Annotated in this window: 17 protein-coding genes; 13 read left to right on the top strand and 4 right to left on the bottom strand. The window is 67.7% G+C overall.

Annotated elements, in window-relative coordinates; translation table 11 throughout:
• Positions 1–52 precede the first annotated feature (52 nt).
• Positions 53–523: a MarR family winged helix-turn-helix transcriptional regulator gene (locus AB0P21_RS11975; protein ID WP_363695906.1), complete on the top strand. Its 471-nt coding sequence runs from the start codon at positions 53–55 to the stop codon at positions 521–523.
• Positions 524–540: 17 nt separating this feature from the next.
• Here the strand turns inward: AB0P21_RS11975 and AB0P21_RS11970 are convergent, their stop codons facing one another.
• The 4 genes from AB0P21_RS11970 to AB0P21_RS11955 are packed head-to-tail and all read right to left on the bottom strand — an operon-like array spanning position 541 to position 4649.
• The gene (locus AB0P21_RS11970; protein ID WP_363695904.1) at positions 541–1575 is read right to left on the bottom strand and encodes a LacI family DNA-binding transcriptional regulator; all 1035 of its coding nucleotides are present in this window, start codon (positions 1573–1575) and stop codon (positions 541–543) included.
• Position 1576: 1 nt separating this feature from the next.
• Positions 1577–2413, bottom strand: coding sequence for a carbohydrate ABC transporter permease (locus AB0P21_RS11965; RefSeq protein ID WP_363695902.1), 837 nt, complete (start codon positions 2411–2413; stop codon positions 1577–1579).
• Positions 2410–3330, bottom strand: a complete 921-nt coding sequence (locus tag AB0P21_RS11960) for a sugar ABC transporter permease (RefSeq protein ID WP_363695901.1) — start codon at positions 3328–3330, stop codon at positions 2410–2412. Before AB0P21_RS11960 ends, AB0P21_RS11965 begins: the two co-directional genes overlap by 4 nt.
• A complete protein-coding gene (locus tag AB0P21_RS11955) occupies positions 3327–4649 on the bottom strand; it encodes a sugar ABC transporter substrate-binding protein (RefSeq protein ID WP_363695899.1) in 1323 nt (440 codons plus the stop codon). Before AB0P21_RS11955 ends, AB0P21_RS11960 begins: the two co-directional genes overlap by 4 nt.
• Positions 4650–4790: 141 nt before the next feature.
• Here AB0P21_RS11955 and AB0P21_RS11950 point away from each other — a divergent pair, with 141 nt between their 5' ends.
• The 12 genes from AB0P21_RS11950 to AB0P21_RS11895 all read left to right on the top strand — a co-directional run bounded on the left by AB0P21_RS11950 (position 4791) and on the right by AB0P21_RS11895 (position 19422).
• A complete protein-coding gene (locus AB0P21_RS11950) occupies positions 4791–6815 on the top strand; it encodes a beta-galactosidase (RefSeq protein ID WP_363695898.1) in 2025 nt (674 codons plus the stop codon).
• Complete coding sequence (locus AB0P21_RS11945) at positions 6815–8377, top strand: glycosyl hydrolase 53 family protein (protein ID WP_363695896.1); 1563 nt, start codon at positions 6815–6817, stop codon at positions 8375–8377. The genes AB0P21_RS11950 and AB0P21_RS11945 overlap by 1 nt, the downstream gene beginning before the upstream one ends.
• Before the next feature lie 47 nt (positions 8378–8424).
• Positions 8425–8946: a nuclear transport factor 2 family protein gene (locus tag AB0P21_RS11940; RefSeq protein ID WP_363695895.1), complete on the top strand. Its 522-nt coding sequence runs from the start codon at positions 8425–8427 to the stop codon at positions 8944–8946.
• A gap of 65 nt (positions 8947–9011) precedes the next feature.
• A complete protein-coding gene (locus AB0P21_RS11935; protein ID WP_363695893.1) occupies positions 9012–9890 on the top strand; it encodes an alpha/beta hydrolase in 879 nt (292 codons plus the stop codon).
• A gap of 32 nt (positions 9891–9922) precedes the next feature.
• Positions 9923–10423, top strand: coding sequence for a MarR family winged helix-turn-helix transcriptional regulator (locus AB0P21_RS11930; protein WP_363696486.1), 501 nt, complete (start codon positions 9923–9925; stop codon positions 10421–10423).
• Positions 10424–10514: 91 nt separating this feature from the next.
• On the top strand, positions 10515–10796 hold the full coding sequence (locus AB0P21_RS11925; RefSeq protein ID WP_363695891.1) for a hypothetical protein: 282 nt from the start codon (positions 10515–10517) through the stop codon (positions 10794–10796).
• On the top strand, positions 10793–11701 hold the full coding sequence (locus AB0P21_RS11920) for an FAD:protein FMN transferase (RefSeq protein WP_363695889.1): 909 nt from the start codon (positions 10793–10795) through the stop codon (positions 11699–11701). The genes AB0P21_RS11925 and AB0P21_RS11920 overlap by 4 nt, the downstream gene beginning before the upstream one ends.
• Positions 11701–12249 (top strand): hypothetical protein, encoded by a 549-nt coding sequence (locus AB0P21_RS11915; protein WP_363695887.1) that lies wholly within the window; start codon positions 11701–11703, stop codon positions 12247–12249. Before AB0P21_RS11920 ends, AB0P21_RS11915 begins: the two co-directional genes overlap by 1 nt.
• The gene (locus AB0P21_RS11910) at positions 12246–13457 is read left to right on the top strand and encodes an NADH-ubiquinone oxidoreductase-F iron-sulfur binding region domain-containing protein (RefSeq protein WP_363695885.1); all 1212 of its coding nucleotides are present in this window, start codon (positions 12246–12248) and stop codon (positions 13455–13457) included. Before AB0P21_RS11915 ends, AB0P21_RS11910 begins: the two co-directional genes overlap by 4 nt.
• Positions 13445–13666 (top strand): ferredoxin, encoded by a 222-nt coding sequence (locus tag AB0P21_RS11905; protein WP_363695883.1) that lies wholly within the window; start codon positions 13445–13447, stop codon positions 13664–13666. The genes AB0P21_RS11910 and AB0P21_RS11905 overlap by 13 nt, the downstream gene beginning before the upstream one ends.
• 124 nt (positions 13667–13790) lie before the next feature.
• Complete coding sequence (locus tag AB0P21_RS11900) at positions 13791–18656, top strand: NAD-glutamate dehydrogenase (RefSeq protein ID WP_363695881.1); 4866 nt, start codon at positions 13791–13793, stop codon at positions 18654–18656.
• An 82-nt stretch (positions 18657–18738) separates the two neighbouring features.
• Entirely contained in the window at positions 18739–19422 is a 684-nt protein-coding gene (locus tag AB0P21_RS11895; protein ID WP_363695879.1) for an IMP cyclohydrolase, read from the top strand.
• The last annotated feature ends 3 nt before the right edge of the window (positions 19423–19425 follow it).

Here is a 19425-nt window from a genome sequence, read left to right as displayed (position 1 = left end):
CCGGGAGCCGCGGGCGGGTGGATCGACAACCGAGTTGTCCTAGGCTGGAGCCATGCCTCGTTCCGGTGCCAACCTCGCGTTGCTGATGCTCGGCGGTTTCCGTTCGCTGGTCGACGCCGCCACGGTGGAGTTGGCCGCTCGCGGCTATCAGGATGTCCGCCCGGTGCACGACTTCGCGCTGCGGGCGATCGCGGGAGGCGCCGACAGCGCCTCTGAGCTCGGCCGGCAGATGTCGGTGACCAAGCAAGCCGCGGCGCGGACCGTCGCCACGCTGGAGGAGCGCGGTTACGTCGGCCGCGAGGTGGACCCGGCCGATGCCCGCCGAATGCGTCTCCAGGTCACCGACCAGGGCTTCGCCGTACTGCGGACCGGCGAGGCCGTTTTCGACGAACTGCGAGCGCAATGGCAACAGCAGATCGGCCCGGAGAAGCTTGCGGAACTCGAGTCGCTGCTGACCGAGTTGGTCGGCGAGCAGCCGGTCCGGCTCGACACCCCCGGCTGGTTCGCCCGCGACCAGGCCTGAGTCGGCGCTTCGAAGACTCAGGTCGAAGCGCGCTGTACCAGCGTGGTCGGCAGGATCACCGTGGCCGGCTCCTCACCGTCGATGAGCTCGGTCAGCAGCCGGACCATCTCGCTGCTGATGCGTTCGAACGGCTGCCGCATCGTGGTCAGCGCCGGCGTCATGGTGGCGGCCAGATAGGAGTCGTCGAACCCACCGATCGCGATGTCCTCCGGCACCCGCTTGCCCTGGGCCGCAAGCGTGGCCAGCGCACCGGCCGCCATCAGATCGGAGGCAACGAACACAGCGTCGATCTCCGGCCGCGCGGCCAGCAGCTCCGCCATCGCCCGTTGCCCGCCCAGCCGCGAATAGTCGCCCTTAGCAACTAATCCTTCGTCGTACGAGGAGCCGAGTTCGTCGCGATACCCCTGCAGACGTTGGACACCACCAGGGGTGTCGAGCGGTCCCGTGATGGTGGCGATGTGCTGCCGGCCGATGTCGCGGAGGTGCCGCACCATCGCGCGAGCACCGGCGATGTCGTCGGCGGCGACATAGCCGACCTTCCCCTCGTAGCCCAGCGGGGTGCCGCAGGCAACGATCGGCACCTGCTCGCGGAGCAGCGCCGCGACCACCGGATCATCAGCGTGCGACGAGATCAGCAGGACGCCGTCGACATGGCCCGCTGTCACGTAGTCGGTGACCCGGCGCCGCTCTTCCGGAGTACCGGCGACCATCAGCAGCAACGGGATGTCCCGCTTCGCCAGCGCGTCGGCCGCGCCGCGGAGCAGGACGGAGAAGTTCGGGTCCTCGAACAGGAGTTGCTGCGGCTCGGTGAGCAGGAAGGCGACCGAGTTCGACCGTCCGGTGACCAGGCTGCGGGCGTGCCGGTTGGCGGCGTACCCGGTCGACTTGATCGCTGCCTGGACGGCGGTCAGCGCCTCGGGGGAGACCCAGTGGCCGCCGTTGAGCACGCGGGAGACCGTGCCCCGGGAGACGCCGGCGACGACGGCCACGTCCTTGATGGTCGGTCGCCTGCGATTGCCGTTCTGCTCCACAGGCGTCGAGTCTACGGTCACCTCAACTCTTCACCGCCCCCGCCGCGAGGTCCACCTTCCAGTACCGCTGGAGGGTGAGGAACAACGCGAGCAGCGGCAGGATCGACAGCAGGGACCCGGTGATCACCGACGTGTAGAGGCTCGGCTGGGACGCGCCCTGGTTGAGCAGCCCGGACAGCCCCACGGTGAGCGGGAAGAGCTTGTCGTTGCCGAGCATGATGTAGGGCAGCAGGAAGTTGTTCCAGATCGCCACGAACTGGAACAGGAACACGGTCACCAGCCCCGGCGCCATCAACGGTGTCGCCACCGAGCGAAAGATGCGGTAGTCGCCGGCGCCGTCCACCCGCGCTGCCTCCACCACGTCGTCGGGCACCGACGCGGCCGCGTAGATCCGGGCCAGGTAGATGCCGTACGGGCTGATGATGCTGGGCAACAGCACCGCCCAGTACGTGTTCGTCAGCCCGAGCTGAGCCAACAGCAGGTACTGCGGAACCGCCAGCACCACGCTCGGCACCAACACCCCGGCGAGCAGCACGTTGAAGATGCCCTGCTTCCCCGCGAACGAGTACTTCGCCAGCCCGTACCCCGCGGCGGCCGACACGATCGTCGACAGGACAGCGCCGACTCCGGCGTACAGGGCAGTGTTGGCCATCCAGCGCCAGAACAGTCCACCCCGGTACGCCGTCAGGTCGGCGATGTTGCCGAAGAGGTGGCTGGACGGGGAGAACGTGAACGTCGAGAAGAGTTCGTCGGCACTCTTCGAGGAGGCGATCAGCACCCAGAGCACCGGCAGCAGGCAGTACCCAGCGCCGACCAGCAGGATCGCGGTACTGACCGTGCTGGTGCCGCGGGACCTCATCGATTCTCCTGACTGAAGGCGCGGTTCTGGACCAACCGCAGGAAGCCGAACGAGAGCACGAAGGTCGCCACCGCGAGGATCACCGAGGTGGCGGCCGCCGAGTGCAGGTCGTCGCGGGTGAACGCGTCGCGGTACACCTTCATCAACGGCGTCCAGGTGCTGGAGATGGTGTTGGTCAGCGGTCGCAGCGTCACCGGCTCGGCGAACACCTGCAGGGTGGCGATCAGCGAGAACACGAACGTCATGATCAGCGACGGCAGCACCACCGGCACCTTGATCCGCCACGCGATCGCGATCTCGTTGCAGCCGTCCAGCTTGGCCGCCTCGTAGATCTCGGACGGGATCGCCTTGAGCGCGGTGTAGATGACGACCATGTTGAACCCGACGCCGCCCCAGACCGCGATGTTGGCGACCGCGTAGATCACCGAGCCCGACCCCAGCACGCTCGGCACCTCCCAGCCGAGTTTGCCGAACACGTAGTACAGCGGGCTGACCGACGGGAGGTAGAGGAATCCCCACAGCAGCGAGGAGATCACGGCCGGCACGGCGTACGGGAGGAAGATCGCGAGCCGGCTGAAGCGGGTGGCTCGCGCGCGCGGGCTGTCCAGCAGGAGCGCGAACAGCAGGGCGAGGCCGAGCATCGCGGGGACCACCAATACGCCGTACGCGGCGACGCGGAGCACGCTCGAGGCGAACTCGCCGTCGGTCAGGGCCTGGGAGTAGTTCGACAGCCCGGCCCAGACCTCTTCGCGGGAGCCCTTGCCGAGCCCCAGGCCCCGGACCTTGACGGTCCGGAGGCTGAGGTAGACGGCATAGCCGATCGGCAGGGCGAGGAAGGCGCCGAACAGCAGCACCGCCGGCGCGAGGAACGCGTACGGCGCGACCGTGCGGCGCCGACTGCTCGACGAGGTGCTCACTTGACCGAGAATCCCGAGCTCTTCAGGTTGTCGAGCGTGGTCTTCTGCATCGCCTGTACTGCGGCCGTGAAGCCGGCCTTCGACTTGGACTCCGCCGCCTTGCCGAACTGGTCGGTGTAGGCGGAGTACGCGACGTTGACGTTCGGCCCGAAGGTGAAGCTGCGCGCGGTCTTGGCGGTCTCGGCCGCGACTTGGTAGAAGTCTGCCTGGTTGGCGAAGAAGTCCGGCGGCGTGGACAGCGCGGCGCTCTGGCCAGGCTGGTCGGCCGGGTAGATCCCGCTGACCTTGGCCAGCGCCTGCACGGACTCGGGCGAGGTGTTCAGCCACTCGATGAACTTCGCGGCCTCGGCCGGGTGCTTGGACTGCGAGGTGACGGCAGTTGCCGAGCCACCCCAGTTGCCAGTGGCCGGCTGGTCCTTCGACCACTGCGGCAGCGGAGCCATCGCCCACTTGCCCTTGGTCGCCGCGGCGTTGCCGGCCAGTACTCCGGGCGCCCAGATCGCCGAGATCCAGCCGACCTGCGTGCCGTTGTTGAGGGCGGCGTTCCACTCCGGGGTGTACATCGGCTTGTTGTCGATCACGCCGGACTCGACCAGGCCACCCCAGTAGTCGGCGACCTTGAGAGTCGGCTCGTCGTCGACCGAGACCGACCAGGACTCACCGTCGATGCCCCACCAGGACGCACCGGCTTGCTGGGCGAGCCCGGCGAACCAACCCGGGTCGTTGGCGGAGAAGGTCCCGAGGTACTTCTTCGGGTCGGCGGCGTGCAGCTTCTGGGCGGTCTGCGCGTACTCCTCCCAGGTCGTCGGCACAGTCAGCCCGAATTGCTTGAAGAGGTCGGCGCGGTAGTAGAACTGCATCGGCCCGGAGTCCTGCGGTACGGCGTACACGGCGTCGCTGCCCAGCGTCACCGACTTCCAGACGCTCTCGGGGAAGTGCCCGGCCACACCGGAGTCGAGCTGCTTGGAGATGTCGGCCAGCGCTTCAGCGGAGACCAGCGTCGGGATCTTCTGGTACTCCGCCTGCATCAAATCCGGTGCGCCGCTACCGGCCTTGATCGCGGTCAGCAGCTTGGTGACCGCCGGATCGCCGCCGTCCTGTTTGTTCACGGTGACCTGGATCTCGGGGTGCTTGGCGTTCCAGCCGGCCACCACCTTGTCCATGTTCGGCGCCCAGGTCCAGAACGTCAGCTTGACGTTCTCCGCCGGTTTGCTGCTCTCGGCGGACGGGCTGGAGTCCGTGCCCGAGCAACCGGCCAGCAGCAGGAGTGCCGTGCCTGCCGCCAGCGCCGCGCGCCGGATACCGCTGTGTGATCGCATCTCGTTCCTCCATCGACCTGGGCTGTGCACGTTCACAGTGATGCTCAGTTCCAACTCTTGTCAACAGCGGGTTTCATCCTGTTTCCTTGCTGTTGCGACCGAGTAACAGCCTGTGCGCGTGCACAGATTTAGGGAGTCCGAGTGGAATTGACGGGTACCAGGACCAAGGCCTCCGGCTGGCTTCCGGGCGTGTCCGCGATCAGTTACGGCGGCGACTACAACCCGGAGCAGTGGCCCGAGGAGAGCTGGCCGGCCGACATCGAGCTGATGCGGCAGGCAGGGGTCAACCTGGTCAGCATCGGGGTCTTCTCGTGGGCGCTGATCGAGCCGCGGCCGGGCGAGTACGACTTCGGCTGGCTCGACCGGCTGGTCGAACTGCTGCACTCCGCTGGGATCCGGATCAGTCTCGGTACGCCGACTGCCTCGCCACCGGCCTGGTTCTTCCACCAGCATCCCGAGGCGCGGGTGGTGACCCGGGAGGGGACCACTCTCGGGTTCGGTTCGCGCGGGATGGCGAGCCCGAGCTCACCGGCGTACCGGGCGGCGAGTGTGGCGATCGCGTCAGCGCTGGCGAAGCGGTACGGCTCGCACCCGGCGCTGGCGGTCTGGCATGTCCACAACGAGTACGGCGCTCCCGTGTCCGAGTGCTACTCCGAGGAGAGCAGCCGGGCTTTTCGCCGGTGGCTGCAACGGCGGTACACCAGTTTGGAGGAACTCAACTCCGCCTGGGGTACTGCGTTCTGGGGGCAGCGCTATCTCGAGTGGGAGCACCTCTCCGCACCTGCCGTCTCGGCGAGTGTGGTGAATCCGGCTCAGCGGCTCGACTTCGCGCGGTACACCTCGGACGCGTTGCTGCAGTGCTTCGTCGCCGAGCGCGACGCGATCAGGGCCGAGTGCCCGGACGTGCCGATCACCACCAACTTCATGGCCGGCACCTGCCCGTCGGTCGACCTGTGGAGGTGGGCGGACGAGGTTGATCTGGTGGCCAACGACCACTATTTGGTCGCCGAGGATCCGCGCAGCCAGGTCGGCCTGGCGCTGTCGGCGGACCTGACCCGGTCGATCGCGCGCGGACGGCCGTGGATCCTGATGGAGCACTCGACCTCGGGTGTGAACTGGCAGCCGCGCAACCTGGCCAAGCGGTCGGGGGAGCTGGCCCGCAACGCGATGTCACACCTCGGCCGCGGTGCCGATGCGGTGATGTTCTTCCAGTGGAAGGCGTCTCGCAGCGGCGCGGAGAAGTTCCACTCGGCGATGCTGCCGCATGCGGGCACCAAGAGCCGGATCTGGTCCGAGGTCTGCGCTCTCGGCTCGGAGCTCGGCGGCCTTGACGAGCTGCTCGGCTCCACCGTGACCGCCGAGGTGGCGGTGCTGTGGGACTGGGAATCGTTCTGGGCGCAGGATCTGGAGTGGCGGCCCAGCGCGGACCTGTCCCACCGCGAGCGCGTCGATGCCTTCTACGACCGCCTGTGGCGCGATCAGTTGACGGTCGATTTCGCTCACCCCGAAGCAGACCTCTCCGGCTACAAGCTGGTCGTTGCCCCGGCTTCCTATCTCCTGACAGAGGTTGCCGCTGACAACCTCCGGCGCTATGTCGAGGGTGGGGGGACGCTGGTCGTCTCGTATTTCTCGGCGATCGTGGACGAGTACGACGCGGTGCACGAAGGCGGCTTCGGCGCGCCGCTGCGCGACGTGCTCGGGGTGACGGTCGAGGAGTTTCTTCCGTTGCGGGCCAGGGAGAAGGTCAGGCTCACGCTCGACGGAGTCACCGGTGATGTCTGGACGGATGATGTCGCGCTCCACGGGGCCGAAGTGTTCGCCGCGTACGAGGACGGGCCGGCAGCCGGGAAGCCCGCGATCACCCGCAACGCGTTCGGGGCCGGGGTGGGCTGGTACGTGTCCACCCGGCTGGATGCGGACCAGCTTTCCGTCGTCCTTGAGCAGGCCTATCGCGATGCGGGGATCACGCCGGGGGACGGACCTGAGGAGCTCGAACTGATCCGCCGGCGCAGCGCCGGCGCGGAGTACCTGATCGCTGTGAACCACGGGAACAAGCCGGCCGATCTCCCGATCGGCGGCACCGATCTGCTCACCGGGGAGGCGGGTGAGTCGCTGAAGGTCGAGGCCGGCGGCGTCCGCGTCCTGCGCATCCACCAGGAGGACTGATGAGGATCTTCACCGGCTTGACGCTCACCTTGGGTCTGCTCGCCGCCACCCTGACGACTGCGCCGGCCCAGGCCGGCGGGCAGCCAAATGGGGGCTTCGAGCAAGGATTGGCCGGCTGGACAGTGACCGGTACGCCGGGAGCGGCCAAGCTCGAGACCGGTGGGCGAACCGGCAACCGGCTGACGCACTGGTCGGCCAGTGCCTACCGGGTGACCACGAGGCAAGTGGTGAAGCTGCCCGGCCGTGGCTGGTGGACGGTCAGTGTCTGGGGCAAGGGCGGCGGCTCGTTCAGTGCGACCAGTTTGTCGGTCAGCGGTTGCGGCTCGCCGGTCTCGGTGACGATGCCGCTGACCGAGCAGGACGACGCGTGGGTCCGCTCGGCCGTCTCGGTGTACTCCGCTGGGAAGCGCAACTGCGTCGTGTCCCTGACGACGGCCGGGCCTGGCGGGACGTGGGCGAGCTTCGACGATGTCGCGGTGGCGCCGGGGCGAGTGGTTCGGACGATCCGTGGTGGTGACCTCTCCGGTCTGGCCAAGAACGAGGACTTCGGGGCGACGTACCGGTCGGCTGATGGGAAGCGCGGCGACGCGGTGAAGATCCTCGCCAAGTCGGGGATGAACCTTGGCAGGTTGAAGGTCTGGGTCGATCCGGCGGACGGCTACAACGACCAGGCGCACGTGGTCGCGACGGCGAAACGCATCAAGGCCGCGGGGATGAAGCTGCTGGTCGACTTCCACTACTCCGATCGCTGGACCGATCCTGGCGCACAGGGCGTTCCGGCAGCTTGGCGTGGCAAGACGGCCGAGCAGACCGCGGATGCGCTCTACCAGCACACGCGTGAGGTGCTCAAGGCGTTGAAGGCCGCAGGCGTGACCGCGGACTTCGTGCAGGTGGGCAACGAGATCAACCCGGGAATGCTGTGGCCGCTGGGCCAGACCTGGGACGTCGACCCGGACGACGGCGTACCGGGGGCTCAGTGGGACAACCTGGCGTCGTTCCTCAAGGCGGGCGCGCGGGCGGTCAAGGAGGTCGACCCGCGGACGCAGGTGATCCTGCACCTGACGAACATCAACAACGGCATCGGCAGCCTCACCTGGTGGTTCGACGAGGTGGTCGCCCGCGGTGTCCCGTTCGACCTGATCGGTCTGTCGTACTACGGCTACTGGCACGGCAGCCTGGCTGATTTGCAGAACGCCGTGACCACGCTGTCGGCCCGGTACGACAAGGACGTGCTGAACGTGGAGACCGCGTATCCCTTCACGCTCGCTGACGGGAGTCCCGCCTACGAGAACGTGATCGACCTGCCGAGCGAACTGGTGCCCGGCTATCCGGCGACTCCGGCGGGCCAGGCAGCGCAGTACCGCGCCGTACAGGATGCGGTCGCCGCGGCCGAGGGTGGACGGGGGATCGGCACCGTCTATTGGGAGCCGGCCTGGACCTCGGTACAGGGAGCCGGCTGGGACCCGGCTGATCCAGCCTCGGGCAATGCCTGGGAGAACCAGGCGCTCTTCGACCACACGGGCCGTCTGTTACCCGCAGCCCGATCACTTTACATGCGTTAACTCGTGCAGTAAGTTAACGCTTGTAAACATAAAACGGAGGAGCGGACATGACGAAGAACTGGATCAAGACGGCGGTTGCGGTTTCGGTGGCGACCGTGGGGGTCGGGGCGGTCGCGGTGACTGCCCCAGCAAGCGCTCAGGTGCCGGCCGCTGTCGTGGTGGCCTCCCATTCGAAGAGCATCGTCGGTCAGTGGGAGTCGGCCTGGACCAAGAATCAGCCGGCCAAGATGGCTGCGCTGTTCACTCGCGACGCCGTCTACACCGACCTCGCGTTCGGCGCGGAGTGGCACGGTCAGGCGGAGATCGGCAACTGGGTCACCAAGACGCACGCGGTCATCAAGAACACCAAGGTCACGGTGCACTCCTCGTTTAGCAGCGGCAACCAGATCGCGATCGAGTGGACCTTCTCCGGTGTGATGCCGGGTGCGACCAAGCCCTTCGCCGTACCGGCCACCACGATCATCAAACTGCGCGGCGAGAAGATCGTCTCCAACTCCGACTACTACAACCTCGCCGCCCTGCTCAAGCAGTCCGGCCTCCCCGCCGACTGGCCGGGCGCCGGCAACTGACGGTTGGTGATCTCTGGACATCGACAACCATATTGTCTATCTTGGAAAGACAACATGGTTGTCCAATGAGGGAGTTGTTCGGCGTGACCATCAGTCATCACACCGCGGACGTGAACGGAACGACGCTGCACTACGTCTCGGCCGGGGACGACGGGTCGCCCGTCGTCCTGGTCCATGGCTTTCCGGAGACGTGGTGGGTGTTCCACAAGCTCATCCCGCTGCTCAGTCGCAAGCACCGCGTCTTCGCTGTCGACCTGCGTGGCTTCGGGGATTCGGCGGTCGCGGGCGAGGATCACAGCAGTGCGATCGCCGCGGCGGACCTACGCGAGTTCATCGCCGCGCTGGACCTGGGGCCGGTGCATCTGACCGGGCAGGACGTTGCGGGCGCCACCACCTATCGCGTGGCCGCGGGTGAGCCCGGGCTCGTCAAGAGCCTGGCCGCGATCGAGACCGGTCTGCCCGGGTTCGGGGTCGAGATGCTGGGGGATGTCACCCATGGCGGCGCGTGGCACATCGGCGTACTGGCTGCGCCGGGGATCGCAGGCATGCTGCTGCCCGGCCATGAGGAAGCGTTCCTCGCCGACTACGCCATCCCGGCCATGAACGGGACCCCCGAGGCGTTCACCGCTGATGACGTCAAGGAGCTCCTGCGTTCGTACTCGCGGCCGAGCGCCTGGGCTGGTGCTGCCGGCCTCTATCGCTCGATGCTCGCGGAAGGCGAAGAAATCAAGGCGCTTGCGGCCAAGAAGCTCGAACTGCCTGTGCTGGCCGTCGGCGGCTCGTCCGGCGACTTCACGCCCAACACCTTCAGGCAGGTCGCCGATGACGTGACGCCGGTCGCGATCGACGGCATCGGGCACTTCGTCGCGATGGAGGCGCCGGACCGGCTCGCCGACGCCCTGCTGGCCTTCTATCAAAAGGTCGACTCAGCACAGCCGCGGTGAATGAAGGTTGATGCGTCAACCTCGCCGCTATGATGGGTGGTGTGGCGAACGAACCGTGGCTCGACGACGACGAGCAGCAGGCCTGGCGCAGCTATCTGCTGATGCGCCGGACGCTGGAGACCCACCTGGCCCGGCATCTGCAGCGGGAGTTCGGGCTGTCCGAGTCCGACTTCGAGATCCTGGTCAATCTGTCCGAGTCGGAGACCGGCCGGATGCGGGCCTTCGAGCTGGGCCAGGCGACCCAGTGGGAGAAGAGCCGGATGTCGCACCACCTGAGCCGGATGGAGAAACGCGGGCTGATCCGCAAGGAGGCCTGCGACGCCCGCTACCCGGAGATCGTGCTGACCGACGAAGGACTGGCCGCGATCAAGGCCTGCGCGCCGGGCCATGCCGGCCGGGTCCGGGAGTTCTTCATCGACGTGCTGGGCAAGGACCGGGTGGCCGCGCTCGGCCAGGCCTCGGCCGATGTGGTCGAGGCGGTCGAGCGGCATCAGCAGACCGATTGCCCGCCCACGGTTCGCGGCTGCGGCTGAGAGCGGTTCTCAGCCGGATCTCAGCAGAACTTGACGTCGGCTTGAGGGTCTCTTGGTGTGGGCCTGAGCCCTTCGCCGCGAGGCTTTCGGCATGGTCACCACAGCGCTCGATCCTCATCCAGACCGCACTCGCTGGCTGCGCAGGTCGGCGGCGGCCGCCATCGCCACCGTGGTTCTCGGGATCACCGGGACCGGCTTGGCTGTCGGCATCGTCTCCGCACGTCAGGCCGACGACTCCGGCGGCACCCAGGCGACACCTGAGAGCTCCAACTCCGGGACAGACGACTCGGGGAGCTCCAACTCAACTGATGACAGTGGGCTGGGAACTGCTCAGCAGGACGCTCCGACGCAGGGCGGGAGCAACGGCTCATGAGCGCCACCCGCACCTGGCAGGCGTGGAGCTGCACGGTCCGCCTGACTGTCGACGATCCCGTAGTACTGGGTGCGGCCGCGGGTGCTCTCAAAGCCCTGATGGATCGCGTGGACAAAGCAGCCAGCCGATTCAGACCCGACTCCGAGCTGTCCGCGGTCAACACCCGCGCCGGCTCGATGGTTCCGGTCTCGCGGCTGCTGGTCGACCTGGTCGACGTGAGCCTCGTCGCCGCCTCCATGACCGGCGGTGCAGTCGACCCGACCGTCGGCGCTGCTGTCGTGGCCGCCGGCTACGACAGCGACATCGAAACCGTCCGTACCCGGCTACCGAAGGCCACTCGGCCGACAGGTCCCGCCCCCGGCTGGCAGCAGGTCAGGCTGAATCGCAAGGTCGCCATGGTCGGCATCCCCAAGGGGACTTCCCTGGATCTAGGTGCCACAGCCAAGGCCTGGACCGCAGACCGAGCCGCACTGGTCCTCAGCAAGCGCCACGGGTGCGCAGTACTGGTTGAGATCGGTGGTGACCTCCGAGCCGCTGGTACGCCGGCTGAACCGTGGGTCATCCGAGTAGCAGAGCGCGAAGGCGAGTCAGGCGTCGCAGTAACCCTGGCCCACGGCGGCCTCACCACCTCCACCCGTACTGCGCGCAGCTGGGCAACCCCGAGCGGCCACGCTCACCACGTCATCGACCCGCGCACCGGACGACCAGCAGACGGCCGCTGGCGCACAGCCTCGGTCTGGGCGCCGACTGCCCTCCGAGCCAACACCTTCAGTACTGCGCTCGTCGCCACCGGCGATGCGGCATTCGGACGCCTGACCCTCGCAGGTCACCCGGCCCGACTCATTGCCGACGACGGCGAGATCACCGAACTGTCCGGCTGGCCTGCCAAGAGCAGGGCCGCCTGATGACGCTCTGGTACCTGGCCCGGGCGGCCGGTGTGATGGCACTGATCTTCTTCACCGTCGCAGCCTCTCTAGGAGCCCTGGGGTCGGGCAGCCGAGTCGCGGAGCGCCGGTTCTGGCTGCAGTACGTGCATCGCTCGGCCGCAGTCACCGGGTTGCTGCTCCTGGTGGCCCACGTGGTCGCAGTGGTCTCCGACAGCTACGTGGACATCAGTGCCTCCGTAGTGGTCTTGCCCTTCACTGCCGGCTATCGGCCCTTCGCGATGACTGTCGGTGTGCTCGCGATGTACGGCCTGGTCATCGCAGCTCTCGTCGGAGCAGCCAGAGGACGGTTGGCCCGCTCCGAGGCATTCACCAAGCGCTGGCGCTCGATCCATGTCGCCGCCTCGGTCGGCTGGTTGCTGTCGATCGGCCACAGCCTGCTGGCCGGCACCGACCGCGGTACGCCGTGGATGCTCGCGATCACACTCACCTGCTTGGCGGCCGTCGGCGCCGCTGTCGCCGTCCGGATGCGGAGCAGGACCACAGCTCGCTTGGTGAGGACCTCATGACGATCCTGCAAGAGACCCCGACCATGCTGCGCGCGATCGGACAGCCCCGCCTCCTCGCTGGGCTCCAGGACGGTCGTGCCGACCTTCGGCGGCATCTCCACGAGCACGGCCCGCTGCCAGAGCTCACCAGGGCGACCTACGGCGAGCTTGCTGCTGCCGTCGGACTACGAGGCCGAGGTGGTGCTGCCTTCCCGGTCGCGCTGAAGCTTGCTGATCTCCCGGCCAAGGGCATCGAGGCAGTAGTCGTCAACGGCTCCGAGAGCGAACCGCTGAGCCGCAAGGATCGCCAGCTCCTCAGCATGGCGCCGCACCTCGTACTGGATGGGGCTACTGGGCTGGCCCGGGCTCTCCGGGCACCGCTGGTCCTGGTGGCTGTCCACGACGCCGAGGCCGCTGCATCGGTCCGGGCCGCGCTGCTGGAGCGGCAGGATGGAGTGGAGGTCCAGGTGGCTGATACGCCTGGGCGGTTCGTCGCTGGTGAGGCGAGGGCCGTGTTGAGCGTCCTCGAAGGAGGGCCTTCGGTGCCGCCGGGACGGAAGGTGTTGCCGACCCGGAAGGGCTACCGGCAGCGTCCGACCTTCCTGTCGAACGTGGAGACCTTCGCCCAGCTCGCAGTACTGGCCAGGTTGGGTGCGCATGAGTTCAGCAGCACGGGCCTGATCAGTGAGCCTGGCACTCAACTGCTGACGATCGATGGCGTTGTTGAGCGTCCCGGGGTTGTGGAGACACCTACCGGGATCCCGTTGGAGGCGATCCTGCGGTTCGCCGGGGCAGCCGAGGGTCCTGTCCTGGTCGGTGGGTACCACGGGAGGTGGCTGCCGACCGACCTGAGCCGCCCGGAGACAACCGGTGGCGCCGGGATCGTTCTGGCGCTCGGCACGGAGACCTGCCCGCTCGGAGAGGTCCAGCGGGTGGCCCAGTGGCTGTCGAGTCAGTCGGCGGGCCAGTGCGGTCCCTGTGTGTTCGGACTCGCTGCCCTCGCAGACGACTTCGCCCGGCTGGTCGCCGGAGACCCGGCGGGCTGGCACGACGCCCAGCGGCATCTGGGGCTGGTGCCGGGCCGGGGTGCCTGTGCTCACCCGGATGGATCAGCTCGCTTCCTCGCCTCGGCGCTGGAGGTCTTCGACGACGATGTCCGGCAACACCTGGCGGGCGGCTGCGGCCGCGTAGTACGGGGAATTCTGCCGGTACCTGGATGTGCCTGGTGAACAAGCTGGAGATCGACTGGACCCGCTGCGACGGGCACGGCCTGTGCGGGACTCTGTTGCCCGACGACGTGTGGCTCGACGAGTGGGGTTTCCCCGTGCTTCGTGGTCGCGAGATCACGCGCGGTGAGCTGGCGAACGCGCGCCGCGCAGTACAGGCTTGCCCGGCCCTCGCGCTACGGCTGGCGGACAGTGTTAAACGTGATTCGTAAGGCATCGGAAAGGACCGTCCCGCCATCACACCAGTGACCGAAGTGGACTAATCTTTGGGTTAGGCGCACAACGTCGTGCGCCCGGCGCAGAGCGCCGTTTTGTCACGCGTGGAGACGGTGGGGAATGCAGAGCAAGCTGGACGTCCAGAAGGCGGATGTTCTCGCCAAGGCGGTGGCCGCGGGATCGCACGGCAAGGACCAGTCGGTCGATGCCGGCAAGCTCCGGACCTTCCTCGAGCGGTACTACCGGTACGTCGCCGCGGAGGACGTCGCGGAGCGGCAGCCGACCGACTGCCTGGGCGCTGCCAAACACCACTACAAGTCCGCGCTGACCCGGCCGCAGGGCACGGCCAAGGTGCACGTCTTCACCCCGACGGTGGAGGAGCACGGCTGGTCCGCGAACGGCCGCACGGTGGTCGAGATCGTGATCGACGACATGCCGTTCCTGGTCGACACCGCGTCGATGGTGATCACCGACCACAACCTCGAGCTGCAGCTGCTGGTGCACCCGCAGTTCGTCGTACGGCGTGACGTCACCGGCACCCTGCAAGAGGTGCTCGACGACGCGGCCGCCGCGGACGAGCACGACCTGGTCCGCGAGAGCTGGATGCACCTGGAGGTCGAGCGGATCGCTGACCCCGCCGAGCACCGCCAGCTGGAGCAGGCGCTGCAGCGGGTGCTCGAGGACGTCCGCGAGGCCGTCGAGGACTGGCCGAAGATGCACGAGAAGGCCGTCTCGATCGCCGAGGGCCTGGACGCGTCCAAGCTGCCGGTCGGCGACAACGAGGTGGCCGAGGCCAAGGAGCTGCTCGAGTGGCTCGCCGACGAGCACTTCACCTTCCTCGGCTACCGCGAGTACAGCTTCACCATGCGCGGCGACCAGGGCGTACTGCGTGGCATCCCCGGCACCGGCCTGGGCATCCTGCGACCTGACCCGAAGCAGGACGAGAACGCCGGACTGCTGCCGCCCGAGGTGAGCGCGAAGGCCCGGGAGCGCAAGCTGCTGATCCTGACCAAGGCGAACTCCCGCTCGACCGTGCACAGGTCGTCGTACCTGGACTACGTCGGCATCAAGCAGTTCGACGAGAACGGCGAGCCCGTCTCGGAGTGCCGCTTCATCGGGCTGCTGTCGTCCACGGCGTACACCGAGAGCGTCATGCAGGTCCCAGTACTGCGTCGCAAGGCGATCGAGCTGTTCGCGCGGACGGGCTTCGACCCGAACAGCCACAGCGGCAAGGGACTCCTCGACGTACTGGAGACCTACCCGCGCGACGAGCTGCTGCAGGCGCCGGTCGAGGACCTGCTGCCGATCGTGCAGTCCGTGCTGCACCTGCAGGAGCGGCGCGCGGTCAAGCTGTTCGTCCGCCGCGACGTCTACAACCGCTACCTGTCCTGCCTCGTCTACCTGCCGCGTGACCGCTACACCACCGCGGTCCGGCTCAAGATGCAGCAGATCCTCAAGGACGCGATCGGCGCCGAGTCGGTCGACTACGCGGCCTACGTGACCGAGTCGGTGCTGGCCCGGGTGCACTTCGTGGTCCGGATGAAGCAGGGCTCGACCGTCGGCGAGTTCGACTCCGAGATCCTGGAGCAGAAGGTCGTCGAGGCCACTCGCGCTTGGCAGGACGACTTCAACGTCGCGCTGCACCAGCAGGGCGGCGACGGTGCCGTCACCCGGCTCGCCAGCCAGTACGCCGGCGCTTTCCCGGAGGCGTACAAGGAGGACTTCGACGCCCGCATCGCGGTCCGCGACGTCTCGATCCTGGACAAGCTGCCCGCTGAAGACGGGCTGGCCATGTCCCTCTACAACCCGATCGACGAGGAGTGGGACGGCGAGCGCCGGTTCAAGGTCTACCGGACCGGCTCCGCGCTGTCGCTGTCCCAGGTGCTGCCGCTGCTGACCCACATGGGCGTCGAGGTGATCGACGAGCGGCCGTACGAGATCCGCCGGCCCGCCGGTACGGCGTACATCTACGACTTCGGGCTCCGGGCGCCGCAAGGCTCCGAGGAGAAGGAGGAGCTGCGCGGGCTCTTCTCCGACACCTTCCAGGCGGTGTGGGAAGGCCGGGCAGAGAGCGACAAGCTCAACGCCCTGGTACTCCGTGGCAGCCTGTCGTGGCGGCAGGTCTCGATCCTGCGCGCCTACCAGCGCTACATCCGGCAGGGCGGCACGCCGTTCAGCCAGGACTACATCGAGAACACCTTCCTCAACCACGTCGACGTGGCCAAGCTGCTCGTCCAGCTGTTCGAGACGAGCTTCGACCCGGCCCGTGGTGCCGCCGACGATCCCAACCGGGTGACCGCGGTGGAGCAGCTGGAGAAGGAGATCGTCGCCGCGCTGGACACGGTGAAGAGTCTCGACGAGGACCGGATCCTGCGGTCCTACCTGACCGCGATGAAGGCGACACTGCGGACCAACTTCTTCCAGCCAGCCGCCGATGGCACGCCGCGCACGTACATCTCGCTCAAGCTGGAGCCGAAGGCGATTCCGGAGCTGCCGCAGCCGCGGCCGGCGTACGAGATCTTCGTGTACTCGCCGCGGGTCGAGGGCGTGCACCTGCGGTTCGGCGCGGTCGCGCGCGGCGGGTTGCGCTGGTCGGACCGCCGTGAGGACTTCCGGACCGAGGTGCTGGGTCTGGTCAAGGCGCAGATGGTGAAGAACTCGGTGATCGTGCCGGTGGGCGCGAAGGGCGGGTTCTACGCCAAGCAGCTGCCGGATCCCGCGGTGGATCGCGATGCGTGGCTGGCCGAGGGCATCGCGTCGTACAAGACCTTTATTTCCGGGCTTCTGGACATCACCGACAACATTGTTGCCGGTGACATCGTTCCGCCGTCTTCGGTGGTCCGCTACGACGGTGACGACGCGTACCTGGTCGTTGCCGCGGACAAGGGCACGGCGACGTTCTCCGACATCGCGAACGGGGTGGCCAAGGAGTACGGGTTCTGGCTGGGTGACGCGTTCGCCTCGGGTGGTTCGGTCGGTTACGACCACAAGGCGATGGGGATCACCGCGCGCGGTGCGTGGGAGTCGGTCAAGCGGCACTTCCGCGAGATGGGCCACGACTGCCAGAACGCCGACTTCACTGTCGTCGGCGTCGGTGACATGAGCGGCGATGTGTTCGGCAACGGGATGCTGTTGTCGGAGCACATCCGGCTGGTCGCGGCGTTCGACCATCGGCACATCTTCCTCGACCCGACCCCGGACGCGGCGTCGTCGTTCGTGGAGCGGCAGCGGTTGTTCGACCTGCCGCGGTCGTCGTGGGCCGACTACGAGCAGTCGCTGATCTCTGCCGGCGGCGGTATCTACCCGCGCACCGACAAGGCGATCCCGATCACGCCGGAGGTCCGCGAGGCGCTCGGCCTGGAAGGGCATCCGACCTCGCTGACGCCGAACGAGTTGATGCAGGCGATCGTGAAGGCGCCGGTCGACCTGTTCTGGAACGGCGGCATCGGCACCTACGTGAAGGCCGAGGCCGAGTCGCACGCCGATGTCGGCGACAAGGCCAACGACGCGATCCGGATCAACGGCGGCGAACTGCGGGCGAAGGCGGTCGGTGAGGGCGGCAACCTGGGCTTCACCCAGCTCGGCCGGATCGAGTACGCGAGCGCCGGTGGCCGGATCAACACCGACTTCATCGACAACGTGGCCGGCGTGGACACCTCCGACCACGAGGTGAACATCAAGATCCTGCTCGACAAGGTGGTCGCCGACGGCGACCTGACCGAGAAGCAGCGCAACGACGTGATCGCGTCGATGACCGACGAGGTCGGCGCGCTGGTGCTCAAGTCGAACTACCGGCAGAACATCGGCCTGGCCAACGCGACCTCGCAGGCGCCCGCGTTGATGCACGTCCACCAGGACTGGGTCCGCCGGCTGGAGAAGCAAGGCCTGCTGGATCGGGAGCTGGAGTTCCTGCCGAGCGTCGCGGAGTTCAAGCGCCGCAAGCTGGAAGGCCGTGGGCTGACCTCGCCGGAGCTGTCGGTGCTGATCGCCTACACCAAGATCGTGCTCGAGGCCGAGCTGCTCAAGACCTCGCTGCCCGACGACGACTACCTGGCCGCGAAGCTGACCAGCTACTTCCCGAAGGCGATCCAGGACCGGTTCGCCGGACCGATGGAGTCGCACCAGTTGCGCCGCGAGATCATCACCACCCAGGTCGTCAACGAGTTCATCAACTCGTCCGGCATCACGGCGTACCACCGGTTGTCGCTGGAGACCGGCGGGACGGTCGAGGACGTCGTACGGGCGAACCTGGCCGCGTCGCGGATCTTCGCGCAGCCGGAGTTGCTGGCCCGCAACGCTGAGCTGGACAACATCGTCGATGCGGAGACGCAGACGGCGATGCGGCTCGAGACGCGCACGCTGGTCGAGCGGGCGACCCGGTGGCTGGTGTCGAACCGGCGACCTCCGGTCGACATCGCCGAGCTGATCGAGTTCTTCGCGCCGGGGATCGCCAAGCTGACCGCCGCGCTTCCCGAGGTACTGCGTGGGCGCGAACTGGCGTTGTTCGAGCACCGCCGCGAAGAGCTGGTCACCAAGGGCGTGGCGGAGGACTTCGCCACCCGGATCGCGGTGCTGCCACCGGCGTACGCGGCACTGGGCATCGTGGAGACGGCGGATCGCGACGACCTCGACGTACTGGAGGTCGCGAAGGTCCACTTCGCTCTCGGCGAGCGGCTGCACCTCGGGCTGTTCCTGGAGCGGATCATCGGCTTGCCGCGGACGGACCGCTGGCAGACGATGGCCCGCGCTGCGCTCCGCGACGATCTGCATGCAGTCCACGCACATCTGACGGCCCAGGTGCTGGCATCGACCGACGCCTCGCTCGAGCCGGAGGACCGGGTCATCGCGTGGCAGGACCTGAACGAGACGGCGCTGTCGCGGGCCGCCACGATGATGGAGGAGATCGTCGAGACCGAGGGGCCGGAGCTGTCGCACTTGTCGGTGGGGCTGCGGCTGGTCCGCACGCTGCTCAACAACCAGGCGTAATCGGGCATCGGGCGGCGGCCGTTCTTTCTCACGGCCGCCGCTTGGTGTTCGAGGTCGCCGGATCTGAGGCTAGGCTTCGCCCGTGGCGACCCTTGTGGATGTAGCTGGTGGTTGTGAGTATCCGGGGCGCGGGGTGGCGATCGGGCGGGACAGCGACGGCGTGCCCTTCGCCGCCTACTGGCTGACCGGCCGGAGCCCGGCGTCCCAGCAGCGCGAGCTGGTCGTTGCGGAGTACGAGATCGTGGTGCAGGACATCAGCGGCGCCGGCACGGACGAACTGCGTCACTACACCGCCGCCGTCCGCACCGAGGACTGGGTGATCGTCGGCAACGGCACCCACGTCAGCGAACTCGCGAACACCCACGCCGACTGCGTGGACCTCCAGGTGGCGCTCCGCAACATCGACTACGAGCCGGACCCGCCGATCCGCACCCCACGGATCTTTGCCGGCGCCGTCACCGAAGGCCCCGAACTCCTGGACGTAGTAGTCGGCTCCGCCCGCTCCTACTCCGCCGACCAGGTCCAGCACCCGTCACTCTTCCTCCGCCGCTCCGAAGAAGCCACCGCCGGCGTCGTCACCACCTACTCCGGCACCGCGGCCGATGTCGTCACCGACGGCTACCCCCAAACCGTCTCGGTCGAGGTGGAGTGGGAGTCCCTCCCGGACCTCCTCTGGGACCGGCTGGACCCGACCCTGCGCATCGGCTTGGTCGTCATCCCGCTCCACGTGGAAACCTTCGAAGAAGCAATCGTCCGGAGTCGTTGAGAC

It is taken from the genome of Kribbella sp. NPDC056861, assembly GCF_040687575.1.
Lineage (GTDB): Bacteria > Actinomycetota > Actinomycetes > Propionibacteriales > Kribbellaceae > Kribbella.
This window is presented reverse-complemented; position numbering and strand designations above follow the sequence as displayed.